Annotated in this window: 19 protein-coding genes; 10 read left to right on the top strand and 9 right to left on the bottom strand. The window is 41.6% G+C overall.

All coding sequences use genetic code 11. The features are described 5' to 3' along the window. Positions 1 to 131: 131 nt before the first annotated feature. The 6 genes from NXV01_RS00535 to NXV01_RS00510 are packed head-to-tail and all read left to right on the top strand — an operon-like array spanning position 132 to position 12614. Positions 132 to 3191 (top strand): TonB-dependent receptor, encoded by a 3060-nt coding sequence (locus NXV01_RS00535; RefSeq protein ID WP_259021527.1) that lies wholly within the window; start codon positions 132 to 134, stop codon positions 3189 to 3191. 14 nt (positions 3192 to 3205) lie between these two features. After that, positions 3206 to 4819 (top strand): RagB/SusD family nutrient uptake outer membrane protein, encoded by a 1614-nt coding sequence (locus tag NXV01_RS00530; RefSeq protein WP_148365276.1) that lies wholly within the window; start codon positions 3206 to 3208, stop codon positions 4817 to 4819. Positions 4820 to 4844: 25 nt separating this feature from the next. Further along, a complete protein-coding gene (locus NXV01_RS00525) occupies positions 4845 to 6959 on the top strand; it encodes a BACON domain-containing protein (protein WP_259021525.1) in 2115 nt (704 codons plus the stop codon). Positions 6960 to 6970: 11 nt separating this feature from the next. Next, positions 6971 to 9634, top strand: coding sequence for a glycoside hydrolase family 2 TIM barrel-domain containing protein (locus tag NXV01_RS00520; RefSeq protein WP_259021524.1), 2664 nt, complete (start codon positions 6971 to 6973; stop codon positions 9632 to 9634). Between the two features lie 3 nt (positions 9635 to 9637). Beyond that, positions 9638 to 11050: an agarase gene (locus tag NXV01_RS00515; RefSeq protein ID WP_259021523.1), complete on the top strand. Its 1413-nt coding sequence runs from the start codon at positions 9638 to 9640 to the stop codon at positions 11048 to 11050. A 10-nt stretch (positions 11051 to 11060) separates the two neighbouring features. After that, positions 11061 to 12614: a hypothetical protein gene (locus tag NXV01_RS00510; RefSeq protein WP_195649162.1), complete on the top strand. Its 1554-nt coding sequence runs from the start codon at positions 11061 to 11063 to the stop codon at positions 12612 to 12614. A 105-nt stretch (positions 12615 to 12719) separates the two neighbouring features. Here the strand turns inward: NXV01_RS00510 and pyrH are convergent, their stop codons facing one another. Both pyrH and NXV01_RS00500 read right to left on the bottom strand, forming a co-directional pair. Then, positions 12720 to 13430, bottom strand: coding sequence for a UMP kinase (pyrH, locus tag NXV01_RS00505; RefSeq protein WP_004306551.1), 711 nt, complete (start codon positions 13428 to 13430; stop codon positions 12720 to 12722). A 54-nt stretch (positions 13431 to 13484) separates the two neighbouring features. Then, positions 13485 to 14813 carry an MATE family efflux transporter gene (locus tag NXV01_RS00500; protein WP_195358527.1) on the bottom strand — a complete coding sequence of 443 codons (1329 nt, stop codon included), beginning with the start codon at positions 14811 to 14813 and terminating at the stop codon, positions 13485 to 13487. A gap of 112 nt (positions 14814 to 14925) precedes the next feature. On the opposite strand from NXV01_RS00500, the gene NXV01_RS00495 reads away from it, so the two are divergent. Next, complete coding sequence (locus tag NXV01_RS00495) at positions 14926 to 15609, top strand: lipopolysaccharide assembly protein LapB (RefSeq protein WP_259021522.1); 684 nt, start codon at positions 14926 to 14928, stop codon at positions 15607 to 15609. Positions 15610 to 15641: 32 nt separating this feature from the next. Here NXV01_RS00495 and NXV01_RS00490 read toward each other — a convergent pair whose 3' ends face one another. The 4 genes from NXV01_RS00490 to NXV01_RS00475 form a co-directional block, all read right to left on the bottom strand. After that, entirely contained in the window at positions 15642 to 16934 is a 1293-nt protein-coding gene (locus NXV01_RS00490) for a zinc-dependent metalloproteinase lipoprotein (RefSeq protein WP_148365269.1), read from the bottom strand. A 65-nt stretch (positions 16935 to 16999) separates the two neighbouring features. After that, positions 17000 to 17758: a biotin--[acetyl-CoA-carboxylase] ligase gene (locus NXV01_RS00485; RefSeq protein WP_148365268.1), complete on the bottom strand. Its 759-nt coding sequence runs from the start codon at positions 17756 to 17758 to the stop codon at positions 17000 to 17002. After that, positions 17742 to 18098 carry an MmcQ/YjbR family DNA-binding protein gene (locus tag NXV01_RS00480; RefSeq protein WP_259021521.1) on the bottom strand — a complete coding sequence of 119 codons (357 nt, stop codon included), beginning with the start codon at positions 18096 to 18098 and terminating at the stop codon, positions 17742 to 17744. Before NXV01_RS00480 ends, NXV01_RS00485 begins: the two co-directional genes overlap by 17 nt. A gap of 46 nt (positions 18099 to 18144) precedes the next feature. After that, positions 18145 to 18510, bottom strand: a complete 366-nt coding sequence (locus NXV01_RS00475; protein WP_148365266.1) for a YraN family protein — start codon at positions 18508 to 18510, stop codon at positions 18145 to 18147. A gap of 67 nt (positions 18511 to 18577) precedes the next feature. Here NXV01_RS00475 and NXV01_RS00470 point away from each other — a divergent pair, with 67 nt between their 5' ends. Both NXV01_RS00470 and NXV01_RS00465 read left to right on the top strand, forming a co-directional pair. Then, on the top strand, positions 18578 to 18811 hold the full coding sequence (locus NXV01_RS00470) for a hypothetical protein (RefSeq protein ID WP_004299215.1): 234 nt from the start codon (positions 18578 to 18580) through the stop codon (positions 18809 to 18811). A 38-nt stretch (positions 18812 to 18849) separates the two neighbouring features. Beyond that, a complete protein-coding gene (locus tag NXV01_RS00465; protein ID WP_148365265.1) occupies positions 18850 to 19287 on the top strand; it encodes a nucleoside deaminase in 438 nt (145 codons plus the stop codon). A 14-nt stretch (positions 19288 to 19301) separates the two neighbouring features. On the opposite strand, the gene NXV01_RS00460 is transcribed toward NXV01_RS00465, so the two are convergent. The 3 genes from NXV01_RS00460 to NXV01_RS00450 form a co-directional block, all read right to left on the bottom strand. After that, entirely contained in the window at positions 19302 to 19592 is a 291-nt protein-coding gene (locus NXV01_RS00460) for a DUF4834 family protein (RefSeq protein ID WP_148365264.1), read from the bottom strand. A gap of 67 nt (positions 19593 to 19659) precedes the next feature. Further along, positions 19660 to 20367 carry a CDP-diacylglycerol--serine O-phosphatidyltransferase gene (pssA, locus tag NXV01_RS00455; RefSeq protein ID WP_148365263.1) on the bottom strand — a complete coding sequence of 236 codons (708 nt, stop codon included), beginning with the start codon at positions 20365 to 20367 and terminating at the stop codon, positions 19660 to 19662. A 10-nt stretch (positions 20368 to 20377) separates the two neighbouring features. After that, entirely contained in the window at positions 20378 to 21064 is a 687-nt protein-coding gene (locus tag NXV01_RS00450) for a phosphatidylserine decarboxylase family protein (RefSeq protein WP_004299219.1), read from the bottom strand. A 161-nt stretch (positions 21065 to 21225) separates the two neighbouring features. Between NXV01_RS00450 and dnaE the strand changes: the two genes are divergently transcribed. Next, positions 21226 to 25032, top strand: coding sequence for a DNA polymerase III subunit alpha (gene dnaE, locus NXV01_RS00445; RefSeq protein WP_259021520.1), 3807 nt, complete (start codon positions 21226 to 21228; stop codon positions 25030 to 25032). Positions 25033 to 25154: the final 122 nt, after the last annotated feature.

Raw genomic sequence — 25154 nt, 5'->3', positions numbered from 1 at the left:
TATATAGCGTTTTATGTGTTTCTCTCTTAGCGAGAATTGTACTATTTGAACTTTTATACGGACGATTCTATTATTCGAAATCACTAATTATTTGGATTTTTGCGCTGTAATCATTCAAATTATTACATAGTATGAAAAACATCGTAATTAAATGGGCTGTGTTCCTGACAGCCTTTCTTATCTCTTTAGAGGTTAGTGCTCAAAACGTCAGAGTTTCTGGAGTTGTGACAGACGCACTTGGACCAATCCCCGGAGCTAATATTATGGAGGAGGGGACTACTAACGGTACAGTGACGGATGTAAATGGAAAATATTCAATCAGTGTATCTGCAAAATCTACCCTTGTTTTCTCTTGTATAGGATATAAGGAACAGAAGATACGTGTCGGTACGAAAACGGTATTGAATGTGGATATGGTAGAAGAGTCGAAAATGCTCGATGAATTGGTCGTTGTCGGTTATGGAGTTCAGCGTAAGAGTGATGTGGCAACTTCGGTAGCCTCGGTCAAAGCGGATGAAATGAAGACATTTCCCGCCGGCAATGTGGCTGATATGTTGCGTGGACGTGCCGCAGGTGTGAATGTAACGAGCAGTTCGGGACGTCCGGGATCGACTCCTTCGATCACCATTCGCGGTTCCCGTTCTATCAGTGCGGACAATGCTCCTTTATATATCATAGATGGTTCTCCTTCCAGTGCAACGGAGTTTAGCACGTTGAGTGCGGACGATATTGAGTCGGTTGAAATTCTGAAGGATGCTGCGTCGCAGGCTATTTATGGAGCACGTGCCAGTGACGGTGTGGTACTGGTTACTACCAAACGCGGTAAAGCCGGAAAGGTGGAAGTCAGTTATAATGGTTATCTGGGTATCCAGTCCCTATGGAGAAATTTTGATTTTTATTCTCCCGAAGAATATATGCAGCTTCGTCGTGAAGCGAAGGCACATGATAAGGGAATTATTGATGCACGTGAGATTTCGATAGCCGAGGCATTGGAAGATGAGGTTATGCAGCGGGTATGGGCCAGCGGAAAGTTTATCGACTGGGAAAAAGAAATGTTCAGAAATGCAATTTACCATAATCATGATGTCAGTGTACGTGGAGGAACAGAGAAAATCAAAGTATCGGCAGGTGCCAACTATTTTGACCAACAGGGAATGGTGGTTACCGGATCGGGATACCAGAAGTTTTCTTTAAGGTTGAATCTGGACTTTGAAATATCAAAGTGGATTAGTTTTGGTATCAATTCTTCTTATGCGATGACTAAACAAGATCGTGAGGATGGTAACTTTAATGATTTTATTACCAGTTCCCCATTGGCGGAAATATATGATGCGGATGGCAAGTATACAAAGTATATCAACTCGGAAGGAAATTATAATCCTTTGTACCGTGCCCAACATTACGGACGTGAAGTCTCTCGCGATAATTACCGCCTGAACTTTTTTATGGATGTGAAGCCTTTCAAGGGATTCAATTATCGTCTGAATACTTCCGTTTATAATCAGACATCTGAAGACGGCTCCTATAAAGATTCCCAATATCCGGGAGGCGGAGGAACAGCTGTGCTCGACGAATCACGTACGCAGAACTGGCTGGTTGAGAATATTGTGACTTATAAAGTGCCTATCCGCAATAAGAAACATCAGTTGACGTTGACCGGTGTGCAGTCTGTCGACCATAATGGCTCGAAGTCTATCGGCTATTCAGTAGAGAATCTTCCGGTAGATAAAGACTGGAATTTCATTTCTCAAGGTGAGTTTACAGGCAAGCCCCGTCGTCAGTTTAATGAAAATAATCTGGTGTCGTTCATGGCTCGTGCACAGTATTCGCTTTTAGACCGTTATCTGTTGAATGTGGCTGTTCGTCGCGACGGTTCCAGCCGTTTCGGAAAAGAAAATAAATGGGGTACATTCCCGTCGGCTGCTTTTGCCTGGCGTGTAAATCAGGAGAATTTCCTAAAAGATGTGTCGTGGATTGATAATCTCAAACTGCGTGTCAGTTATGGTATTGTTGGTAATCAGAACGGTATCGGCAATTATACGACTTTGGGACTCGCAGATAATAAAGGATATGAGTTTGGAGATACTTTCCAGATGGGATATTTGCCGGGTAAGGAGCTTTCTAACCCGAACTTGAAATGGGAACAGTCTGCAACGGCTAATTTAGGTGTTGATTTTAGTTTCTTTAATGGTCGTCTGAATGGTACGGTGGAATATTACAATACGCATACGAAAGATCTATTGGTGGAACGCTCTTTGAATGCATCACTTGGATATACCACTATGCTGGATAATCTGGGAAAGACGAAATCCAGTGGTATCGATCTTTCTTTAAATGGTGATGTGATACGTACGAAAGAGTTTACCTGGTCGCTTGGAACCAATTTCAGTATGTATAAGAATGAAATTGTCCGTATTGACGATACGCTCGATGAAAATGGTAAACCCGCCAGTCAGGTAGCACAGGGGTGGATTATCGGAGAACCGATTAATGTATATTATGATTATCTGGTAGACGGAATTTTTCAGTATGATGATTTTGATATCACTCGTGACGGTACGGGGAATCTGGTATATACGCTGAAAAACACCTATGACAGTAACAATGACGGTGTAGCCGACAGCCCGATTGATTACGGCGGCGCTATTGAACCGGGTATGGTTAAAGTGCGTGATAACAATGGAGATGGAAAGATCACGGCAGATGACAGAGTGCCTATCCGGAAAGATCCGAAATTTACCGTCTCTCTTTCTTCCACATGGAACTGGAAAGGATTTGACTTGTTCATGGATTGGTATGGAGTTTCCGGCAGAAAGATAAAGAATAGTTATTTGTATGACTATAATTCCGGAGGTTCTTTGCGCGGAAAACTGAATGGAGTGAAGGTGGATTACTGGACTCCGTTCAATCCGTCGAACAAATTCCCGCGTCCTTCTTATAGTGCAGACCCTTCTTATTTGAGTGCCATCGCTATTCAGGATGCATCTTATATCCGTTTACGCACCTTACAATTGGGATATACTTTCCCGGCCAGACTATTGAAGAATACTCCGATTCATAAATTGCGTCTGTATGCAACTGCTACTAATTTGCTGACATTTACGGAGTTTAAGTCTTATAGTCCCGAACTGACTCCCGGGTCTTATCCGGAGTCCAAACAATATGTATTTGGTGTCAATGTTTCATTCTAAAATAAAGAATCCTTATGAAAAAGTTAATATATACAGCCTTTGTCATCTGCGGAATGTTGACCGCTTCCTGCTCGGATTTATTAAATCTGGAATCAAAGACAGACGTGACGAACAATTATCTGTTCACTACTCCCGAAGGGTTGAATACAGCTGTCACAGGTCTGTACTCTCTGGCACGTGAATTGCCGGGTGGAGCGGATAATAATGAATCCAATCTGTACATCGTTACTATGTGTGACTTTAATACGGATATTGCGATACTTAGAGCAGGTGTTTCTACTTCAATCGGACGTTTGAATACGAGCTTTACTCCAAGTACTGGGGATGTCAATAAGTTCTGGAAACATCACTATGGTATTATTGGAAAAGCAAATGAAATTATTGTAGCCGCAGAAGCCTTGGGGCTGGACGACAGCGATGTGCTCCATGCATGGAGTGAAGCGAAATTCTTCAGAGGACGGAGCTATTTTGAACTCTGGAAACGCTTTGACCGTCTTTATCTGAATATCACCCCGACCACTGTCGACAATCTGAAACGGGAATACAAACCGGCTTCTCACGCAGAACTGATGACACTGATTACAACTGACTTGGACGATGCCATGAAAGGGCTGGACTGGTCGCTTTCTCAAAATAATGGAAATGTATTGTATGGACGGGTAACAAAAGCTACTGCCAAACATGTCCGTGCGCAGGTTGCCATGTGGGAGTCGGATTGGGATACAGCCATTGAGGAATGTGAGGATATCTTTAAGCAGGAAGGCATCTACTCGATGGAAAAGAAAGCCGAGAATGTATTTAATGGGGCAGATTTGAAATCTCCGGAAGTGTTATGGAGTTTCCAATATTCACAAAACTTGGGTGGAGGTGGTTCCGGAACTCCGGTTGCCGGACATCGTATCTCTATTCAAACCACTACCCGGATCAATAAAATTTCGGGTTGTATCAATACAGCCGATCAGGGTGGATATGGTTGGGGACGTATTTATCCGAATACCTATCTGTTGAGTCTGTACGATCAGGCAAAAGATACGCGATATAATGAGTTGTTTGTTCACCGCTTTAAATACAATGACCCGACTTCTCCTAAATATGGAGAATTGATTCCTCTAACACAGAGTTCCAGCTATTGTGAAACACTGCATTTTATGTCGAAAAAATACTTTGACCAATGGACGACGGCTGATAATCCGGACCGGACAACGGGTTTCAAGGATCTGATTGTCTATCGACTGGCAGAAACTTACTTAATGGCGGCAGAGGCATATATGCGTCGTGACGGAGGTATGAGTACAGATGCTTTGCGCTGTTACAATAAAACATGGGAACGTGCGGGAAATGATAAATTTGCAGGTCCTCTGACACAGGATATACTTTTGGATGAATATGCCCGTGAGTTGAATTTTGAAGGCGTTCGCTGGCCTTTGTTGAAACGTTTGGGACTCTTGGGCGAAAGAGTGAAAGCGCATTATGGCGAGACGAAGGCTGAAAACCCTTATCTGGATAAAGACTATGCGGAATGCCGTACCAGTTTTGTGGTTGGAAAGCACGAATGTTGGCCTATTCCACAGGAACAGATTGACTTGATGGGGAAAGAGAATTTCCCACAGAATGAGAACTGGTATTAAGCGATTGATTATCTGTAAAACATGAATGAATATGAAAAAAATAATATACTTCTTATTGATTTTAAATCTGGGATTGCTTTCCTGTGTCGATGATGCATCGGTACGCGTGATGCCTGAATTTAATTGTAAAGATACAAAAGTAAATTTGGCGAAAGCGGCGGGTTCTTCTGTTACGTCGCTGTTATATACTAATGTCGGTCAGGTTGTTGCACAGTATGAAGCGGAGTGGCTTTCTGTAGATGTAAGTTCTAAAAGTGTTGTCTACACGGCCTTGGCACAAAATGACGGTGAAGATGCAAGAACGACTGTTGTGAAACTGACTTGCGGCTCATATACAGTGGAGGTGACGGTTACCCAGGATTCTAAAGAACCGGATCTTTCTTTGAAGATAGGACAAAGTGTGGATGAGGGTATCGGTATGATTTTCTGGGTAGATCCTTCGGATAATATGGTAGGAAAAGCGGTTTCAGTGAAGCGTCAGGGAGGGAATCCTTTCGAGGCTTCTGTGATGTCTCATAATGCACTTTCCACCGTCAACGGATATGCTAATTCTGCCTTGTTCACTTCTCCGTCGGCAAATGATGCGGTAGCATATTGCCAGTCGTTGGGTGACGGATGGTATCTGCCTGCCCGTGATGAATTATGGGAATTGTTTGATGCCTATAATGGTGTTGGACATGCTGATCCGGATTTTATTTCAGCCGTACCTGATAAACTGACGGAAGTAGAGAAGGCGGCACGTGCTGCATTTGATAAGATGTTGACTGATTTACAAGGTGATGTGATGAACGAGGCTGCCGGTTCGGGCAATGGCGAAAGCTATTGGTCGAGTACGGAAAACGCAGCGGGTAATCAGGCTTATTGGGTACGTTTCGGTAAATCGGGAGCTGATGCAGGAAATAAGACTGCTACTAACCGTTTTGTGAGATGTATGCGTACAATCGGTGATTATACTTATCCTGAAGAACCGGCAACATTGACGGTTAATCCGAATCCTGTGACATTGGAAGGAGCTAATGAAGCGGAAGCAAATGTGACATTGACATCCAATAAAACGGTATTTAGTGTGGTTTTGGCAAATGATTCCTGGCTTTCGTATATTATTTCGGGCACAACAGTTACGTTCAAGGCAAAATCTAAAAATACCACTGGCGATGTTCGTACGACTATTGCTACGGTTACAGCCGGTACTGGCACAGCCGCTAAGTCGGTGGAGGTAACGGTGAATCAGAATGTTGCGGCTGAAGGAGGCGCTTCTCTCGAGTTAAGTACAAATACCGTGACTATTACTCCTGATGCTGTGACGAAATCAGAAGGAATAACGATGATTTCTGATGAAACAGAATTTACAGTAAATATAACTGATGAGTCTTGGGTGAAAGCGTATGTTGATGTAACAAGTAAAACTCTTTATTTCTGGACATTATCTCCTAATTTGAATAGTTCTAACCGGATAACGACTGCTACGGTAATAGCCGGAAGCGGAGCGAATGCACCTAAGCAAGAAGTTACTATTACACAAAGAGGGCTCTTAAGTTCCGAGTTTGCGGTGGGACAGGTGATTGCGGATAATGGTTCGTTAAAAGGAGGCATTGTGTTCTGGGTAGATGGCACTAATCGTGGTAAGGCTAAGATTATGTCATTGGACAGAGAGAATCTGGCATGGTCTACGGCAAGCTCTCCGGCTTCTACCGGTTTAACTTTATCCAATGACAATGGCTTGGCAAATACTACTGCGTTGGCAGCATTGCCGAATGCAGCAGAAATGCCCGCTCTTAAATATTGTATGGATAAAGGTTCCGGATGGTATTGGCCTACGAGAACGGATTTGGAACAGATGTTTGAAACTTATAATGGGACTGCAGTGGCAGATGCAACGGAGAATAACCCGGATGCAATTACTGATTTTGAGAAAGCAAACCGTACAGCTTGGGATCAAGTGATTACTGGTGCAGGAGGAACTATCATGAATACGGGAGCAGCATCTGCTACCGGAGATTCTTATTGGGCTAGTCGCGAAACGTCGAGCGGTACAAGCGCATTTTATGTACGTTTTGGAAAACCGCTTGCCTGGGATAAATCGAATGCTAAAAAAGACGGTAAAAGATTTGTTCGTGCAGTCCGTTCAATTTCGAAATAATGGTATTAGGTATGTATAAGGTATATCAAAAAACAATTTTAGCCTGTTTGTTACTGGTTATGACCGGCACGGTTTATAGTCAGCGTGTGACGCAAACGATTAATGACGGTTGGAAGTTCTCCCTCTTTGAGGGAGATGCGTCCACTGCTGACTTTGATATTTCCGGTTGGACTGATGTTTCCATTCCTCATACGTGGAATGCAAAAGATGCAGAGGATGAAATTCCCGGTTATTTCCGGGGAAAAGGCTGGTACAGGAAACTGGTGACAGTGGAGGAACTGATCCCCGAACAAAGAGTCTATCTTAGTTTTGAGGGGGCCAATCAGGAAACGAATGTGTTTGTGAATGGAACGTTTGTTGGAAATCATAAAGGTGGTTATTCCGCTTTTACGTTTGACGTGACTGATTATGTTCATGCCGGACGCAATCTGATAGCTGTGAGTGTTGACAACTCGCATAATCCGGATATTGCTCCTCTTTCAGCGGACTTTACTTTCTTCGGGGGAATCTATCGGGATGTTTATCTGGTGTATACTTCTCCTGTGCAACTGTCTGCTACTCATTACGCTTCTAGTGGTGTGTATCTCAAAGCATCGAAGATTACGGATTTGCAAGCAAATATTTCAGTGAAGACATTCTTGTCCAATGCTTTGAAGAGTAATCAATCATTGATTCTTGAAACGGAGATTTTGGATGCAGATGGTAACAGAGTAGCGCTTTCACAAAAGAAAGTAAATGTGAAGGCGGAAGAAAAGAATGTAGCTTTTGAATCGCTCATGACTATTACGCAGCCTAAACGTTGGGATGTGGACTCTCCTTATATATATAAGGTGTATAGTCGTCTGAAGAATAAAAAAGAGGAGGTGCTCGATTGTGTTGTCAATCCGTTGGGAATTCGTGAATATCATTTTGATGCGGAGAAAGGTTTTTTCTTGAATGGGAAATATCGGAAATTGATTGGTACCAGTCGGCATCAGGATTACAAAGGAATGGGAAATGCTTTGCGGGATGAAATGCATATCCGGGATGTACAGTTGAGCAAGGATATGGGAAGTAATTTCCTGCGAGTGGCTCATTATCCGCAAGATCCGGTTGTGATGCAAATGTGTGATAAGTTAGGACTATTGACTTCAGTTGAAATTCCGGTAGTGAATGCCATCACTCAAAGTAAGGCATTTATGGATAATTGCGTGGAACAGGTGACAGAAATGGTTTGTCAGAACTATAATTATCCGTCTGTTATCATTTGGGCTTATATGAATGAAGTGCTTTTGCGTCCTCCTTTTAACCCCGAAAATAAGAAGGAGCGGGCGGACTACATGACATTCCTTCATCAAATAGCTTCGGCGGTTGAGGCGCAGATCAGAAGTCTGGATTCGGAACGCTATACCATGTTGCCTTGTCATTCTACTTCTCAAATCTATCAGGAAGCGGGAATTACAGAATTACCGATGTTATTGGGTTTTAATCTTTATAATGGATGGTATGGTGGTAGCTTGAGTGGATTTGAAGAGAAACTGGAAGAACTTCACAGGGAGTTTCCTTACAAACCGTTGCTCATTACCGAATACGGGGCGGATGTGGATACTCGTATTCACTCTTTTTCGCCGATGCGGTTTGACTTTAGTTGTGAATTTGGTTCCATCTACCACGAACATTACTTGCCTGAAATTCTAAAGAGGGATTATATCGTGGGAGCTATGGTTTGGAACTTGAATGATTTTTATTCTGAAGCCAGAAGAAACGCCATGCCTCATGTGAACAATAAAGGGGTGGTAAGTACGGATAGAGAACGTAAAGATGGATATTATCTTTATCAGGCTTATCTGAAAGAGTCGCCTGTCCTGCACATTGCTTCTAAGTCATGGAAGAATAGGGCGGGAGCCAGTCGGGATGGAAAGAGCTGTACGCAACCTTTGAAGGTGTATACCAATGCAGATAAGGTGGAAGTCTTTTTAAATGGAAAGAGTTTGGGAGTATATCCGGTATCGGATAAGGTCGTTTCTGTGGATATTCCTTTTGTCAACGGAGAGAATGTGGTAGATGCTGTAATTGAAAAAGAGGGACGCGAATATCGTGACCAGTATGTTTGCAATTTCCAATGTGTCAATGTGAAGAGCGGCTTTACGGAAGTCAATGTATTATTGGGTGCTCAACGCTATTTCGAGGACCGGACAGCAGAACTGTGCTGGATACCCGAACAGGCTTATGAAAAAGGCTCATGGGGATATATTGGCGGAAAAGTGGCTCCGAATAAGACTCGTTACGGTTCTTTGCCTGCCAGCGACACTGATATACTGGGAACGGATCAGGATCCTATCTTTCAGACGCAACGGGTAGGTATTGAGGCCTTTAAAGCGGATGTGCCGGATGGTGTCTATGCTGTATATTTGTATTGGACGGAACTTACTTCCGAAAATAAAAGAGAGGCTTTGGTGTATAATTTAGGAAATGATGTGGTGAAAGAGGAGTATGCAAACCGGGTATTTTCTGTGGATATAAATGGGGTATCTGTCGCCGGGCAAATGAATATTGCAGAAGAATACGGTTCCGAACGTGCGGTCATTAAAAAATATATTGTTCCGGTTTCAAAGGGAAAAGGGCTTGTCATTCGTTTTGGAGCGGTGGAGTCTGTGCCTATTTTAAATGCAATACGAATCGTAAAAGAATATTAGAACATGAAAAATAGTATAGTTATATTGTTTTTACTGCTGTTGTCCCAGTTGGGCTATGGACAGGGGCACGCATTTAAGGTCACTGCCCGTCCATGGGTGAAAGGACAGAAAGATCTTCCATGGAAGGAGTATGATACCCGTACCATTGCTCAACTGGATGGTTTTAAAGCTACTGATAAAGTGCATGTAAATGAGTATGGAAGTGATTTGGATGCTCCGAGGCACCGGGCTACTGGATTTTTTAGAGTGGAACGTATTGGAAATCGTTGGTGGATGATTGATCCCGATGGATATCGGCATTTACAAAAAGTGGTGGTTGGAGTACGTTTGGGTACCTCTGAACGCAATAAACAAGCCATGCTGGATAAATTCGGTACGGAAGAAAAATGGATCGAAGGGACGGCACAGTTGATTCATTCACTGGGCTTTTCTGGTGCGGGCTCTTGGAGTAACGAAGAGGCGATTGCTTCTTACAATGCATCCCACAAGGAGGTCTTGACCCGCTCAATCATTCTTAACTTGATGAGCGGATATGGTAAGAAACGGGGAGGAACTTATCAGTTACCTGGTAACACGGGATATCCTAATCAGTGTATTTTCGTTTTTGACCCGGAATTCGAAACTTATTGTGATGAGATGGTGCAAAAACTGGTTGCAAATAAAATGGATAAAAACATCATTGGTTATTTCTCGGATAATGAACTTCCGTTCGGACCCAAGAATCTGGAAGGCTATCTGACTTTACAGAACCCTGGTGATCCGGGAAGAGTGTATGCGGAATCCTGGTTGAAAAAACAGGGAATTACTTTGCAGCAAATAACCGATGAGCACCGGGAGGAGTTTGCGGGGGTGGTAGCTGAACGATATTATAAAGTGGTATCGGAAGCGATTCGGAAGTATGATCCCAATCATCTCTATCTAGGCAGTCGTTTACATGGAAAACCGAAGTTTATCCGCCAGATTGTGGAAGCGGCAGGCAGGTATTGTGATGTCGTTGCAATTAACTACTATGGAGCGTGGACGCCGAGTGAGAAGACCATGAAGCATTGGGGAGAATGGGCTCAAAAACCTTTCATCATTACGGAATTTTATACGAAAGGAATGGATTCCGGACTGGCGAATACGACAGGAGCAGGTTTTACCGTTCAAACTCAACAGGAACGTGGATATGCCTATCAGCATTTTGTTTTAGGATTATTGGAAAGTGGAAATTGTGTCGGATGGCACTGGTTTCGTTATCAGGATAATGATCCGACGGCAAAAGGGGCAGATCCTTCGAATCTGGACTCTAACAAGGGACTGATAGATAATGAATACAATCTTTATAAACCGTTGGCCGATGCTATGAAAGAATTGAATATCAATGCCTATCGTTTGGCCGACTGGTTCGATCAACAATCAAATAACAATCAATAAAATACATACCATGAAAAAAATATTTATACTGGGAGCTTTACTGTTTATAAGTTCTATTCCTATGGTTTCTTGTACGGATGATGATGATAAGGACCCTAATTTTATGCCTCCTGATATAGTGATGGGTGAGGGAGATGTGGAGTCGGAATACCCGGAAGATTTGCCCGTTCCCGGAGCTTCTGTGGTATATGCTCCGTCATTAAATACCAATATGTATCGTCCTATCAGTGTCAAGTATTCCAGTGCCTATCCTCCCATATCCAGTTGGACAACGGGGAATACACGTATTATTGCTTATATGGATGGATATAAACCGGCTATTAAGACATTGAAAGCATATCAGGAGTCGGTGAATAAGTATGGAAGTTCGACAACGCTTCCGAAACAAGCAGCTACGGGCAGGTTTTATACGAAGAAGATAGACGGGCGTTGGTGGTTGGTTGATCCGGAAGGTTATCTGCATCTGGAACGTAGTGCGACTTCTTTGCGTAAGGGGACTTCCAGTCGTAATAAAACAGCTTGGAATAATAGGTTTGGAACTGATGAGAAGTGGTTGTCCACCACTCAACGTGAATTGAGTGAGATCGGTTTTCATGGTACAGGTGCATTCTGTACAGGAACGTACTCGTTGATTCAGACTCATAATGCTTCCAATCCGAGCAGTCCGTTGACTTTGGCACCTTCCTTTGCTTTTCTAAGTCAGTTTAAGAGTGCGAAATCTTATAATTATCCCGGAGGAAGTGATGATAATGCTGCAGGCTTTGTGTTTTATAATGGATGGGCTGAATGGTGTGAATCATATTTGGCAGGTAGTGCTTTCGCAGATTATCTGCGTGATCCAAATGTATTGGGTTTCTTCTCGGATAATGAGATAAACTTCTCTTCAAACAGTTCCCGGATTTTGGATCGTTTCCTGGCTATTAACAGTTCGAATGACCCGGCTTATGTTGCAGCAAAAGCCTTTATGGATTCCAAGGGTACACAAAGTGTGACGGATGCCTTGAATAATGAGTTTGCAGGTATCGTAGCAGAGAAATATTATAAAGCAGTGAAGGAGGCAGTGATGAAAGTAGATGATAAGCTGCTTTATCTGGGGACTCGATTGCATGGAACTCCTAAATATATGGAGGGAGTGATGAGAGCTGCCGGAAAATATTGTGATGTCATTTCTATCAACTATTATAGTCGTTGGAATCCTGAACTGACAACAGCGATTGCAGACTGGGCAAGTTGGGCGGATAAGCCGTTTCTTGTAAGTGAGTTTTATACGAAAGGGGTGGAGGATTCCGATCTGAATAACCAGTCGGGAGCCGGATATTCTGTTCCTACACAAAATGAGAGGGCTTATGCTTATCAGCATTTTACATTAGGATTGCTTGAAGCTAAGAATTGTATCGGATGGCATTGGTTTAAATATCAGGATGATGATGGTACGGATAATTCGTCGAAACCTGCCAATAAGGGTCTTTATGATAATTCTTATCAGTTGTTTCCTTATTTATCTTTCTTTGCCCGCGAATTGAATTTTAATGCGTATGATTTGATTCAATATTTTGATAAATAGGTATTCGTTTTGATATAGTATTTGAAAAGAAAGACAAAGTGCGAATTTTGCAATAGTAGTTTTTATCAAAGCTATACAGCAAAATTCGCACTTTTTATTTTCTGATTAATTGTGTACTAACGTACCTATCTCTTCTCCGCTGATTACTTTCTTTAAGTTACCTACTGTGTCCATATCAAATACGACGATAGGCAGATTATTTTCTTTGCACATACAGGTCGCAGTTAAATCCATAACTTTCAGACCACGTTTCAATACTTCATCATACGTAATGTCATCGAATTTGGTTGCGGTAGGATCTTTTTCAGGATCAGCTGTGTAAATGCCATCTACGCGAGTACCTTTCAGCATAACGTCTGCTTCGATTTCTATTCCTCTTAGTGAAGAACCGGTATCTGTAGTAAAGAAAGGATTTCCCGTTCCTGCAGACATGATAACCACTTCACCGTTTTCCATACATTCGATGGCCTTCCATTTACTGTAGAATTCACCGATAGGTTCCATCCGTACTGCGGTCAATACACGTGCTTTTACACCGGTAGCTACAAGAGCAGAACTTAGAGCGAGGCTATTGATAACGGTAGCCAACATCCCCATTTGGTCCCCCTTCACACGGTCAAAACCTTTATTGGCTCCGCTTAATCCGCGGAATATGTTGCCTCCTCCGATGACGATACCAATCTGTACCCCTTGTTCGTGGATTTCTTTGATTTGTTGAGCATATTCTGCCAGTCTTTTTTCGTCAATGCCATATTGCTTTTCGCCCATCAAGCTCTCTCCACTGAGCTTTAGTAAGATTCTTTTATACTTTGCCATACCTTTTGCTTTTTATTGTTTGCCGCAAATATAGAGATAATTTATCGGATAGCCTCACCGGGATGCGATTACTTTTTTCATTATTTGCCTTCCCAAAAAGGTTTGTACAATTCCTCGCAGGGAAAGATAAATGAGAAAAGCCAGCCACAGGGCGTGATTTCCCAGAAGAGGATGGAAAGCGTAATATACTCCGAAGAAGCTGGCGGAGGCGACTAACATGGAGTAAAGCATCTGACGGGTAGCGGTGGCACCAATAAATACTCCATCCCACAGGAAAGCAGAAAAACCAGCTAGCGGAATGATAAGTGCCCAGTAAAAATAAGTGTCTGAAGCGTTGATTACTGAAGTGTCATTGGTTAGCAATCCCAGAAATTCTTTTCCGCCGATTGCATAAAGGATGGTGAATATTAATGAAAGACCCAATCCCCAATAGAAAAGGTGATGTACTGTGTTGCGTAAGGCTGTTTGATTCTTGGCGCCTATATAACGGCCGGCCAATGCTTCACCGGCATAAGCAAATCCGTCCATGATGTAGGAAAACAGAGTGAATAGTTGCATGAGTAAGGTGTTTACGGCTAATACAATTTCTCCTTGGGCGGCTCCTGCAGAGGTGAAAAATAGGGTGACCGCAACCAAGCAAAGGGTACGGAAGAAAATGTCTCGGTTGACTTGGAAGAAACGGTACATGGCTTGTTTCTGTATAATTTCTTTCCATACGATTCGCTTTTTTAGTGCACTATAATAGCGCATATATAGCAATATGGCCATGAAGAAACCTGCATATTGTGCGATTAAAGTTCCTGTTGCCACTCCTGCCACTTTCATATCCAGTAAGTAGACAAAGGATAGGCTGGCTACAATATTGACAATATTCTGAGTAATAGCGATATACATGGGAAAACGTGAATTCTGCATTCCGATAAACCAACCGGCGAATCCATAAAGTCCTAATGTGGCGGGAGCTCCCCAGATACAGATATAGAAATAAGTAGTTGCCAGTTGCTCGACTTCCGGTGTGGTTTGTATCAGAGTGAATGCCAATTTTAGGATAGGGTATTGGAGTATCAACAGGCAAAGAGCTATAAATAATCCTACGCCAACGGAACGTAACAGTAACCGGGTGATTTCATTTAGATCATGCTGACCATATGCTTGTGAGGTCATGCCACTCGTCCCCATACGCAGGAATCCGAAAATCCAATAGATAATATTGAACAACATTCCCCCTACAGCGATGGCTCCAATGTAGGCCGGAGAACCGAGGTGTCCTACGATGGTAACATCGATAAGTCCCAGTAGCGGGACGGTGATATTTGATATAATCGATGGTATGGCTATCCGTAATATTCGTCTGTTTTCGGAGGATTGTTTTTTATCTATCATTTTATAGAAACACTTTTATCAAATTGATTGTTCTTTTCGTCCGCAAAGGTACATTTTTTATTTTTTTGTTGTATCTTTGTGAATCACGAACTAAATAGCAATCAGATAGATTATGAGGACCTTAACTATTTTTCTTTTATCTTTATTCTCACTGCCGCTGGCGCTGAATGCACAGTCGGTTGATGAGATGTTGCAGAAAGTATCTGCCGCCATTGAGGCTGGGCAGAATGGACAGGCTGTGAGCTATTTCCGGCAGACTATTCCTCTGAATATAGACCGTACGGAAATGTATTATTGGACGAATGTGGACAAAAATAGTGAAATTAGCTTCAAACTGGCTACCGAATTAGCTCTCGCCTATAAAAAGAAACGAAATTACGACAAAGCTTATTTGTTTTACAAAGAGTTGCTGCAAAAGGACCCAAATAATGTAGATTGTTTGGAAACATGTGCAGAAATGCAAGTGTGTCGCGGACAAGAAAAAGATGCTTTGCGTATGTACGAAAAAATATTGCAACTGGATGCGGATAATCTGGCTGCTAATATCTTTTTAGGAAACTATTATTATTTGATAGCAGAGCAGGAGAAGAAAAAGTTAGAAATGGATTACAAGAAACTTCCTTCTCCCACTAAAATGCAGTATGCCCGCTATCGGGACGGATTATCGAAGTTATTTACTACCCGGTATGAGAAAGCACGTAGTTCGTTGCAGAAAGTTGTTCTACGTTTCCCATCGACAGAAGCTCAAAAGACATTGGATAAGATATTGAGAATAGAAAAAGAGGTGAATCGCTAAGCGGTTCACCTCTTTTTATTATATTCAATTTGCTATTTTATAGTTCGTATTGGCAAATCCAAAGGTCCTTCATTAAGTGCACGAGTATTAATGTCTCCTTTCTTTGGTCCGGGTATTAACGGGCTATATGATAAGACATGTCTGATACGTTCACGTTGGTTTTGAGTGAATTGATTTGAATAGCTGATAGCATAATCCATGATATTATAAGAGATAAACTCTATACCGTCACATCCTGTTCGTTTTACCAAATTTTCAAATGTATATTTTGCTTCCTCATTCTCATATATATAGTCACAATAGCTATCATACTCTTGTTTGTTATAGCTTTTAGTATCTTTGCAATAATCAGTATCTTCACACGTTCCATTAGTTGTTTCGGCAAAGACATGATGTAGTCCTAGATAATGTCCTAATTCATGAGCTAACGTGACAGTGATGTCTGCTGTAGTATATTTAGTTGAAGTAGATTCTTCATTAATATATAGACTGTTAATAGAGACACATAGTGGGAATTGTAAATTTGCTAATGTTAGATGAGAGTAGTCTGTTTTACTAAGCCCTTCTAAATAGTGGTTACCTGCAGTAGAAAAAGGAATATGGGAGATACCTAATGTTATTAAATTAGAATTAGAGCCCGAATCGAAGTTATAAACCATAATATTGATATATGAGTTCGGATCCCATAAGTATTTTACATATTTACCCGAATCATCATTCATAAAATCATCGCAGTTGATTGGATATGATTCTGACCATTGGATATATTCTACTCCGGGATTGGGTAATGTTTCTCCATTTTTATCTGTTGTTGCTAATGTAAAAGTAAGATTCATGTCTACGCTGTTATTCTTGTTTTTATACAGGCTGTTTACTTTGTCAAGTATATAGGATAAACGGCTTGAATTTACTTTCTGTAGAGAATTTCTATCTTCTTTATACAATACATGAAAGATAACAGGGATTTTATAATGGTATTCTTCAGCAGTGTTGGTAGAGCCATTTTGAGTTATTTGAATTGTTTTGCTAACCTTATGGCTTATAATAGTGACAGTGGCTGTTCTGGAAGCAGATTCCAAATTAGCATTAATAGTTAAGATTAACTTTCCATCATTTTCCCCTTTTTGTGTATTAGGAATACACCATTGTTTATTACTTGTTACAGTCCATGAAGAACTGCAAGTAATATCTATCGTCAATGATTCACCGCTTGCACTAATGTTATTGAACTTTGATTCTGATATATTTAACGTGGCAGAATCCGAATCATCGCATCCTATTAATATCCATAGTAATGGAAGAAGAAAAATTAATCTTGTTTTCATAAATAAAAGAGTTTTATATAAAACGCATGTTTCAAAGATAATGTTTTGATCTGAAATAGGATGGTTTATTTCAGTAAATATTCTACCTCCTTAAACATATAGCCTTTTTTGTTAAGCATCTCATCTTCCAGTATTAATCTTCCTTCGGGTTCTACACAAATGATTCGTGCAAGAAATTCACCGTTGGCATCTTTAAAACGATGCATTCCTTTCTTTCTGAAAAGAGACATTTCATATTGACAGGCTATTGATTCCGTATTCCCTTTTTTGAGGAAGTTATAATAAGACTGGATGCGCAACATGATGTTCTTCAGTATTTCAAATAGATCGAACTCTTTTCCGGTGATTTGTCGCAGTGAAACAGGATTAGGGGCAGAACTGTGAAATGTTTCCTGATTAATATTGATCCCGATTCCTGCAATACTTTGACTGATGTTCCGTCCCATCAGATCGTTTTCTATCAACATTCCACATATTTTCTTTTCTTTCCAATAAATATCGTTCGGCCATTTGATAGAGATATCGGTGGTATAGGTCTCCAGTTCTTCCTTAATAGCCAAAGAAATAATTTGTGAAATAAGAAACTGGCGTCGTGCTTCCAGGAATTCAGGGAAGATGACGGTGCTGAAAAGAAGATTCTTACCGGAATCTGATTCCCAAGAGTTGCCGCGTTGTCCACGACCGGAAGTCTGGAAGTCGGCGACTACGACAGTGAGTTCTTCCACTTTCTGTTTAGAACAGAGAGACTGCAGATAGTTGTTGGTAGAATTAGTCTCGCTGATATGAATCAATGGAACCGGGAATATTTCAGGGGAGAGCATCATATTCTGCACGTAACTTTTTGGTAAATTTTTTGATTACCTCGTCATAAGAGTGATCAATCAGTTGCTTGATCAATTTATCATCCACATCTCGGTCAAAGAATATCTGATTCCAGTATTTCTTGTTGAAATGCCATGCACCTTCCACACCATTATAATGGTCACGCAATTCAATGGCATATTCAGGATCGCATTTCATGGTAATCCTGTCAGGTGTATTGAAATTGATACATAAAAACATTTTACCCATGACCCTGATGGTTAGGAAATCATCACCGAAAGGTGTATCTTCCGTTACAGCTTTTTTGTTGAGGCTGTATTCTCTGGCTGTCTCTATATTCATAATTCTATCAATTATATACTCATTCGGTGTCTTTCAGCGTTGAATTTTAAAATAAAGGAGGGTAAAATGCTTCCTCTATATGTTCAATCTTGAAATTTATCTCATCGCCTACTATCGTAATGATATCAAAGCGTACAGGAGTATCAAGCTGAAACAATCTGATATAGGTATCCGCTGCGCGTACCGTACGTCTTATTTTGGGTAAATCAACAGCGTCTTCCGGTTCGGCAAATAGGGTATTGCTGCGGGTTTTCACCTCTACTACAATCAGTTCATTGTCCTTTGCTGCTACAATGTCCAGTTCGAAATGTCCTTTTCTCCAGTTCCGGTCACGGATGCAATACCCTTTCTGTTCAAGATAAGCTACAGCGGCATTTTCTCCGGCTTTTCCTAAATCATTATGTTTAGCCATCTTTTTTTGCAAATTTACTGCTTTTATTCTTTGTATTTACAGAAGTAAAAGTAATTTTGCAGAAGATATGAGAAAAAGGAGTAAAAAGTGCCTGAAAATGCATGTCGAATGTACCAAAAGGGAACGACGAATGAGCATTTTGTTGAGCGACGAAGAACAGCTGATTGTAGATCGTTATCTGGAGAAATATAAGATAACGAACAAATCCCGTTGGCTTCGTGAAACCATTCTCATGTTTATCCATAAAAATATGGAAGAAGATTATCCGACCCTTTTTGGTGAACATGACATGAGACGATAATCGATAATTAAAAATTAATAATTGAAAATTAAAGGGGGATGCTGGACGATATTTACTTCATGAAACAGGCTTTGATAGAGGCAGGCAAAGCTGCTGATCGGGGAGAAGTTCCTGTTGGGGCTGTCGTGGTTTGTAAGGAGCGGATTATCGCACGTGCCCATAATCTCACAGAAACATTGAATGATGTAACGGCTCATGCCGAGATGCAGGCTATTACAGCTGCTGCCAATGTGCTTGGTGGCAAATATCTGAACGAATGTACTTTGTATGTCACAGTTGAACCTTGCGTGATGTGTGCAGGAGCTATCGCTTGGGCACAAACTGGCAAGCTAGTATTTGGTGCCGAAGATGAAAAACGCGGCTATCAGAAATATGCAGGTTCAGCTCTACACCCTAAAACTGTGGTTGTAAAAGGAGTAATGGCTGACGAATGTGCTGCACTAATGAAAGAGTTCTTTGCTGCGAAACGAAAATAGAAGCGGTATCCTGTTTATTTGATTTCCTCAAAATCTACATATTCACCATCATCCTGGGTGAATATTTTTTTATGTCTTTTTTCCGAAATATTCTCGGAATATATTTCCTCTTCATCATTAATCGGACGACGATTTCCCTGGTCATAGTCCTGTTGGTTTGTATGTCCCGATTCCGTTTGTCTCGGGCGGGATGAAGATGAACCACGTCCTAATCCGAAAATAGTTCTTAGTATGAAGCCGACAATAGAAAGGCCAAATACAAAAATGGCGATGATAAAAATGAGTATAAATAAAAGTATATGCATTGGGCTATGATTTTTATGTTGTTACTTCGATAAAACTCATAGTACAACAAACGTGCCAAGAGATTGTTTATTTACTTTTTCTTGTAAAAAGTGAAAGTAAAATATACCATACAATGATGGCGGCGAAGCTGCTGATCCCCAGAAATATAAGGAGGGGAATACAGATAATCAGGAATATAAAACTGATTTTGTTGTCATTCCATGACAGATTTTTAAATTTCAGCGAAAACATCGGTATTTCTGATACCAGTAGTCCAGAAAACAGACAGACAAGTATAAGAAGGTAGACAGGATGGCAGTTGTCTGATATCAGGAAATCATGCGCCCCTGCTACTAGAGAGGCCCAGAACAACGCATTGGCAGGAACCGGAAGTCCGACAAAAGAACTGGTCTGTCGCGTGTCATTATTGAATTTAGCCAGACGCAATGCTGAAAAAACAGAAATTAAGAATGCCAAATAGGGTAGGTAAGGAGCGATGAACTCCATACTTGCCGGATAATACATTTCTTTGAACAGAGAGAATACGATCAGTGAAGGAGCAACTCCAAAACTGACATCATCTGCCAATGAGTCCAAGTCTTTTCCGATAATGGAATGTGCGTTGAGCATACGAGCCAACAATCCGTCGAAGAAGTCGAAAATGGAACTTAAAGCAATGAAAAGTAGAGCCAGTTCATATTTCCCTTCAAAAGCCATAACACAGGCAATACAACCGGAGAAAAGGTTTAGGCAGGTTACGGTATTCGGAATACTGTTTTTAATAACGTTTGTCATTGTGACAGAATTATTTAAGTTTGGCGATAACCGTTTGGTTACCGGTCGTTAATTGTCCCATGCTGACACATACTTCTGTGCCAATGGGTAAATACACATCCACACGGGAACCGAATTTGATAAATCCCATGTGTTCGTCAATATAACATTCTTCTCCTACTTCAGCGTAGGTGACAATACGGCGTGCCACTGCACCAGCAATTTGCCGGGTGAGTACTTCCACTCCTTCCGGAGTTTCGATCACTACCGTAGAACGTTCGTTTTCTGTGCTGGCTTTCGGCAACCATGCTTTCATAAAGTTTCCATTATGATGTGCTACCTTTTTAATGGTACCGTCCACCGGATACCAGTTGGCATGTACATTCACAATGCTCATGAAGATGGATATCATTAACCGGCGGTCATGGAAATATTCGTTTTCATCGACTTCTTCGATGACGACGATTTTTCCATCGGCAGGTGCAACGACAATCTTTTCAGTGTCCTGTCCGAAGAGACGGATCGGACATCGAAAGAAATTCACCATCAGCAGATAGACTGCTATACTCGCTACTGCTACCACATAAAATGGTATTTTGCAATCGATTCCCCAATAAAGAGCCGCATTAATCAATAGCAATAGCAAAAAGCTAGCCCATAATATATGTGTTCCTTCGCGGTGAATACGTATTTTTTTCAATTTCTTTAGTCGGCCCATGAATGCTGTTTAATGATATTGTCTGCAAAAATATACTTAATTTAAAAATTCAGCAAGTAAATGAGCATAGAAATGCGAATGTTGATAACTTTTTGAGGATTATTTTTGTTTATAACCCAGGAGGTAGTAATTTTATGCCTTCAAATTAACTACTTATCATTATGCAGGATTTCGTTCATTTACATGTCCATACTCAATATTCTTTGTTGGATGGTCAGGCTAGTGTAGCTCGTCTGGTCGATAAAGCCATGAAGAATGGGATGAAGGGTATTGCCGTGACCGATCATGGAAATATGTTCGGTATCAAGGAATTTACGAACTACGTCAATAAAAAGAACAGTGGTCCGAAAGGTGAAGTCAAGGATCAGAAGAAGCGAATTGCAGGAATTGAGGCCGGCACGATAGAGTGCGAGGATAAGGAGGCGGAGATTGCTGCTTGCAAAGCTAAGATTGTGGAAGCGGAAAACAAACTATTCAAACCGATTATCGGTTGTGAAATGTATGTGGCACGCCGCACCATGGACCTGAAAGAAGGCAAGCCCGACCAGAGTGGTTATCACCTGATCGTATTGGCTAAGAATGAAACAGGTTATCACAATCTTATTAAATTAGTATCGCACGCGTGGACGCGTGGTTATTATATGCGTCCGCGTACTGACCGTAGCGAACTGGAAAAATATCACGAAGGACTTATTGTCTGTTCGGCCTGTCTTGGTGGTGAGGTGCCGAAACGGATTACTGCCGGACAATTTGCAGAAGCCGAAGAAGCAATACAATGGTATAAGAACTTGTTTGGGGATGACTACTATTTGGAATTACAACGCCATAAAGCGACTGTCCCCCGTGCCAATCACGAGTGTTATCCGTTACAGGTGAATGTGAATAAGCATCTGATAGAGTATGCTAAGAAATTCAATATCAAACTGATTTGTACGAATGACGTTCACTTTGTAGATGAAGAGAATGCGGAAGCGCACGACCGTTTGATCTGTTTGAGTACCGGTAAGGATTTGGATGATCCTACCCGTATGCTTTATACCAAACAGGAATGGATGAAAACACGCGAAGAGATGAATGAACTCTTCGCTGACGTGCCTGAAGCATTGAGCAATACATTGGAGATTCTTGACAAGGTAGAATATTACTCTATCGATCATGCACCTATCATGCCTACTTTTGCTATTCCGGAAGATTTCGGAATGGAGGAAGGCTATCGGGCGAAGTTTACAGAAAAAGACTTGTTCGACGAGTTTACTCAGGATGAACATGGCAATGTGGTATTGAGTGAAGAGGATGCGAAAGCGAAAATCAAACGTTTGGGTGGCTATGATAAACTCTATCGTATTAAACTTGAAGGAGACTATCTGGCAAAACTAGCTTTTGACGGAGCTAAGAGAATTTATGGCGAACCTCTGACGGAAGAAGTCGAAGAACGAATGAATTTTGAGTTGTACATCATGAAAACAATGGGTTTCCCCGGTTATTTCTTGATTGTACAGGACTTTATCAATGCCGCACGTAAGGAACTGGGTGTATCGGTTGGTCCGGGACGTGGCTCGGCTGCCGGTTCGGCGGTGGCTTATTGTCTGGGTATTACGAAGATAGATCCTATCCAATATGATTTGCTGTTTGAGCGTTTCTTGAATCCGGATCGTATTTCCTTGCCTGATATCGATGTGGACTTTGATGATGACGGTCGTGGTGAGGTGCTTCGTTGGGTGACGAATAAATATGGTCAGGAAAAGGTGGCGCATATTATTACGTATGGTACCATGGCGACAAAGATGGCTATCAAGGATGTTGCACGTGTGCAAAAGTTGCCTTTGTCAGAATCAGACCGTTTGTGTAAATTGGTTCCTGACAAGATTCCTGACAAGAAACTGAATTTGCCGAATGCCATTGCTTATGTTCCCGAATTGCAGGCAGCAGAAGCGTCATCTGATCCACTGTTGCGGGATACGATCAAGTATGCCAAAATGCTCGAAGGCAACGTACGTGGTACGGGTGTGCATGCCTGCGGTACGATTATCTGTCGTGACGATATCACCGACTGGGTACCTGTCAGCACTGCTGATGATAAGGAAACGGGTGAAAAGATGCTTGTCACTCAATATGAAGGTTCGGTCATTGAAGATACCGGATTGATTAAGATGGACTTCCTCGGTCTGAAAACCTTGTCTATCATTAAAGAGGCCGTTGAAAATATCCGTTTAAGTCGTAATATTGAGGTGGATGTTGATGCGATCGATATCTCTGATCCGGCTACTTATAAATTATATAGTGACGGACGTACAATTGGTACATTCCAGTTTGAATCTGCCGGTATGCAGAAGTATTTGCGTGAATTGCAGCCTTCTACATTCGAAGATTTGATTGCCATGAATGCCCTCTATCGTCCGGGACCGATGGATTATATACCTGATTTTATTGATCGTAAACATGGCCGCAAACCGATTGAGTATGATATTCCGGTAATGGAGAAATACTTGAAGGATACGTATGGGATTACGGTCTATCAAGAACAGGTGATGCTTTTGTCGCGCTTATTGGCCGATTTTACCCGTGGTGAGTCTGATGCGCTTCGTAAAGCGATGGGTAAGAAGTTGCGTGACAAGCTGGATCACATGAAACCTAAATTTATTGAAGGCGGAAGAAAGAACGGACATGACCCGAAAGTGCTTGAGAAGATTTGGACAGACTGGGAAAAGTTTGCGTCTTATGCTTTCAACAAGTCGCATGCTACGTGCTATTCGTGGGTAGCTTACCAGACAGCTTATCTGAAAGCGAATTATCCTTCTGAATACATGGCGGCTGTGATGAGTCGAAGTTTGTCTAACATTACCGATATCACGAAACTGATGGACGAATGTAAAGCAATGGGTATTCAGACACTGGGGCCGGATGTGAATGAAAGTAACCTGAAGTTTACCGTAAACCATGATGGCGATATTCGTTTTGGACTTGGAGCTGTCAAAGGTGTAGGTGAAGCTGCCGTGCAAAGTATTATGGAAGAACGCAGGCTGAATGGTCCTTTCCTTGGAATCTTTGATTTTGTACAACGTGTCAACCTCAATGCCTGCAACAAGAAAAATATGGAATGTCTGGCATTAGCCGGAGGATTTGATAGTTTTCCGGAACTGAAACGGGAACAATATTTTGCTGTAAACTCTAAGGGGGAAGTGTTCCTGGAAACATTGATGCGTTATGGTAACCGTTATCAGGCAGATAAGGCGGCTGCCGTCAATTCCCTGTTCGGCGGCGAAAACGTTATTGATGTTGCAACTCCTGAAATACCTCAAGGGGTAGAACGTTGGAGTGATCTTGACCGTCTGAACCGTGAACGTGATTTGGTTGGTATCTATCTTTCCGCTCACCCGTTGGATGAATTCTCTATCGTATTAGAACATGTTTGCAATACACGTATGGCGGATTTGGAAGATAAAGCCGCACTTGTCGGTCGTGAAATAACGATGGGAGGGATTGTGACCAGTGTTCGTCGTGGAGTCAGCAAGAACGGAAATCCGTATGGTATCGCCAAGATCGAAGATTATTCAGGTTCTACCGAGATACCATTCTGGGGAAATGACTGGGTGACTTACCAGGGATATCTTAATGAAGGAACGTTCTTGTATATTAAGGCCCGCTGTCAGGCCAAGCAATGGCGGCAAGATGAGCTGGAAGTGAAAATCACCTCTATGGAACTTCTTCCCGACGTGAAAGAAGAACTGGTGCAGAAGATCACGATTATCATTCCCCTGTCTGTCTTGAACTCGGCTTTGGTCACTGAACTTGCTACTCTGACAAAGGAACATCCGGGAAATACGGAACTATACTTCAAGGTGACAGATGATGCTGATGTAACTCATATGTCGGTTGATTTGATTTCCCGTCCGGTTAGACTTTCAGTAGGCCGGGATTTAATAACATATTTAAAGGAACGTCCCGAACTGGGATTTCATATAAATTGATTATATGTATTTTCTCAGATGAATATCAGTCCCTTAATAAATGGCAAATATAAAAAGTATTTGGCAAAAACTAAGGTACAGTAAAATATGAAATCCGGTTTCTGTATTAACCCTCCTTTTTA

Origin of the sequence: Bacteroides sp. BFG-606, from assembly GCF_024788145.1 — a bacterium.
Lineage (GTDB): Bacteria > Bacteroidota > Bacteroidia > Bacteroidales > Bacteroidaceae > Bacteroides > Bacteroides vicugnae.
This window is presented reverse-complemented; position numbering and strand designations above follow the sequence as displayed.

Excerpts from the sequence above, each read along its gene's own strand:
- NXV01_RS00500 (WP_195358527.1), bottom strand. The coding sequence starts at position 14,813 with ATGATAGATAAAAAACAATCCTCCGAAAACAGACGAATATTACGGATA.
- NXV01_RS00510 (WP_195649162.1), top strand. The coding sequence starts at position 11,061 with ATGAAAAAAATATTTATACTGGGAGCTTTACTGTTTATAAGTTCTATT.
- NXV01_RS00480 (WP_259021521.1), bottom strand. The coding sequence starts at position 18,098 with ATGAATATAGAGACAGCCAGAGAATACAGCCTCAACAAAAAAGCTGTA.
- NXV01_RS00525 (WP_259021525.1), top strand. The coding sequence starts at position 4,845 with ATGAATATGAAAAAAATAATATACTTCTTATTGATTTTAAATCTGGGA.
- NXV01_RS00475 (WP_148365266.1), bottom strand. The coding sequence starts at position 18,510 with ATGGCTAAACATAATGATTTAGGAAAAGCCGGAGAAAATGCCGCTGTA.
- NXV01_RS00530 (WP_148365276.1), top strand. The coding sequence starts at position 3,206 with ATGAAAAAGTTAATATATACAGCCTTTGTCATCTGCGGAATGTTGACC.
- NXV01_RS00520 (WP_259021524.1), top strand. The coding sequence starts at position 6,971 with ATGTATAAGGTATATCAAAAAACAATTTTAGCCTGTTTGTTACTGGTT.
- pssA (WP_148365263.1), bottom strand. The coding sequence starts at position 20,367 with ATGACAAACGTTATTAAAAACAGTATTCCGAATACCGTAACCTGCCTA.
- NXV01_RS00450 (WP_004299219.1), bottom strand. The coding sequence starts at position 21,064 with ATGGGCCGACTAAAGAAATTGAAAAAAATACGTATTCACCGCGAAGGA.
- pyrH (WP_004306551.1), bottom strand. The coding sequence starts at position 13,430 with ATGGCAAAGTATAAAAGAATCTTACTAAAGCTCAGTGGAGAGAGCTTG.
- NXV01_RS00515 (WP_259021523.1), top strand. The coding sequence starts at position 9,638 with ATGAAAAATAGTATAGTTATATTGTTTTTACTGCTGTTGTCCCAGTTG.
- NXV01_RS00490 (WP_148365269.1), bottom strand. The coding sequence starts at position 16,934 with ATGAAAACAAGATTAATTTTTCTTCTTCCATTACTATGGATATTAATA.
- NXV01_RS00485 (WP_148365268.1), bottom strand. The coding sequence starts at position 17,758 with ATGATGCTCTCCCCTGAAATATTCCCGGTTCCATTGATTCATATCAGC.
- NXV01_RS00535 (WP_259021527.1), top strand. The coding sequence starts at position 132 with ATGAAAAACATCGTAATTAAATGGGCTGTGTTCCTGACAGCCTTTCTT.
- NXV01_RS00495 (WP_259021522.1), top strand. The coding sequence starts at position 14,926 with ATGAGGACCTTAACTATTTTTCTTTTATCTTTATTCTCACTGCCGCTG.
- NXV01_RS00460 (WP_148365264.1), bottom strand. The coding sequence starts at position 19,592 with ATGCATATACTTTTATTTATACTCATTTTTATCATCGCCATTTTTGTA.
- NXV01_RS00465 (WP_148365265.1), top strand. The coding sequence starts at position 18,850 with ATGCTGGACGATATTTACTTCATGAAACAGGCTTTGATAGAGGCAGGC.
- NXV01_RS00470 (WP_004299215.1), top strand. The coding sequence starts at position 18,578 with ATGAGAAAAAGGAGTAAAAAGTGCCTGAAAATGCATGTCGAATGTACC.
- dnaE (WP_259021520.1), top strand. The coding sequence starts at position 21,226 with ATGCAGGATTTCGTTCATTTACATGTCCATACTCAATATTCTTTGTTG.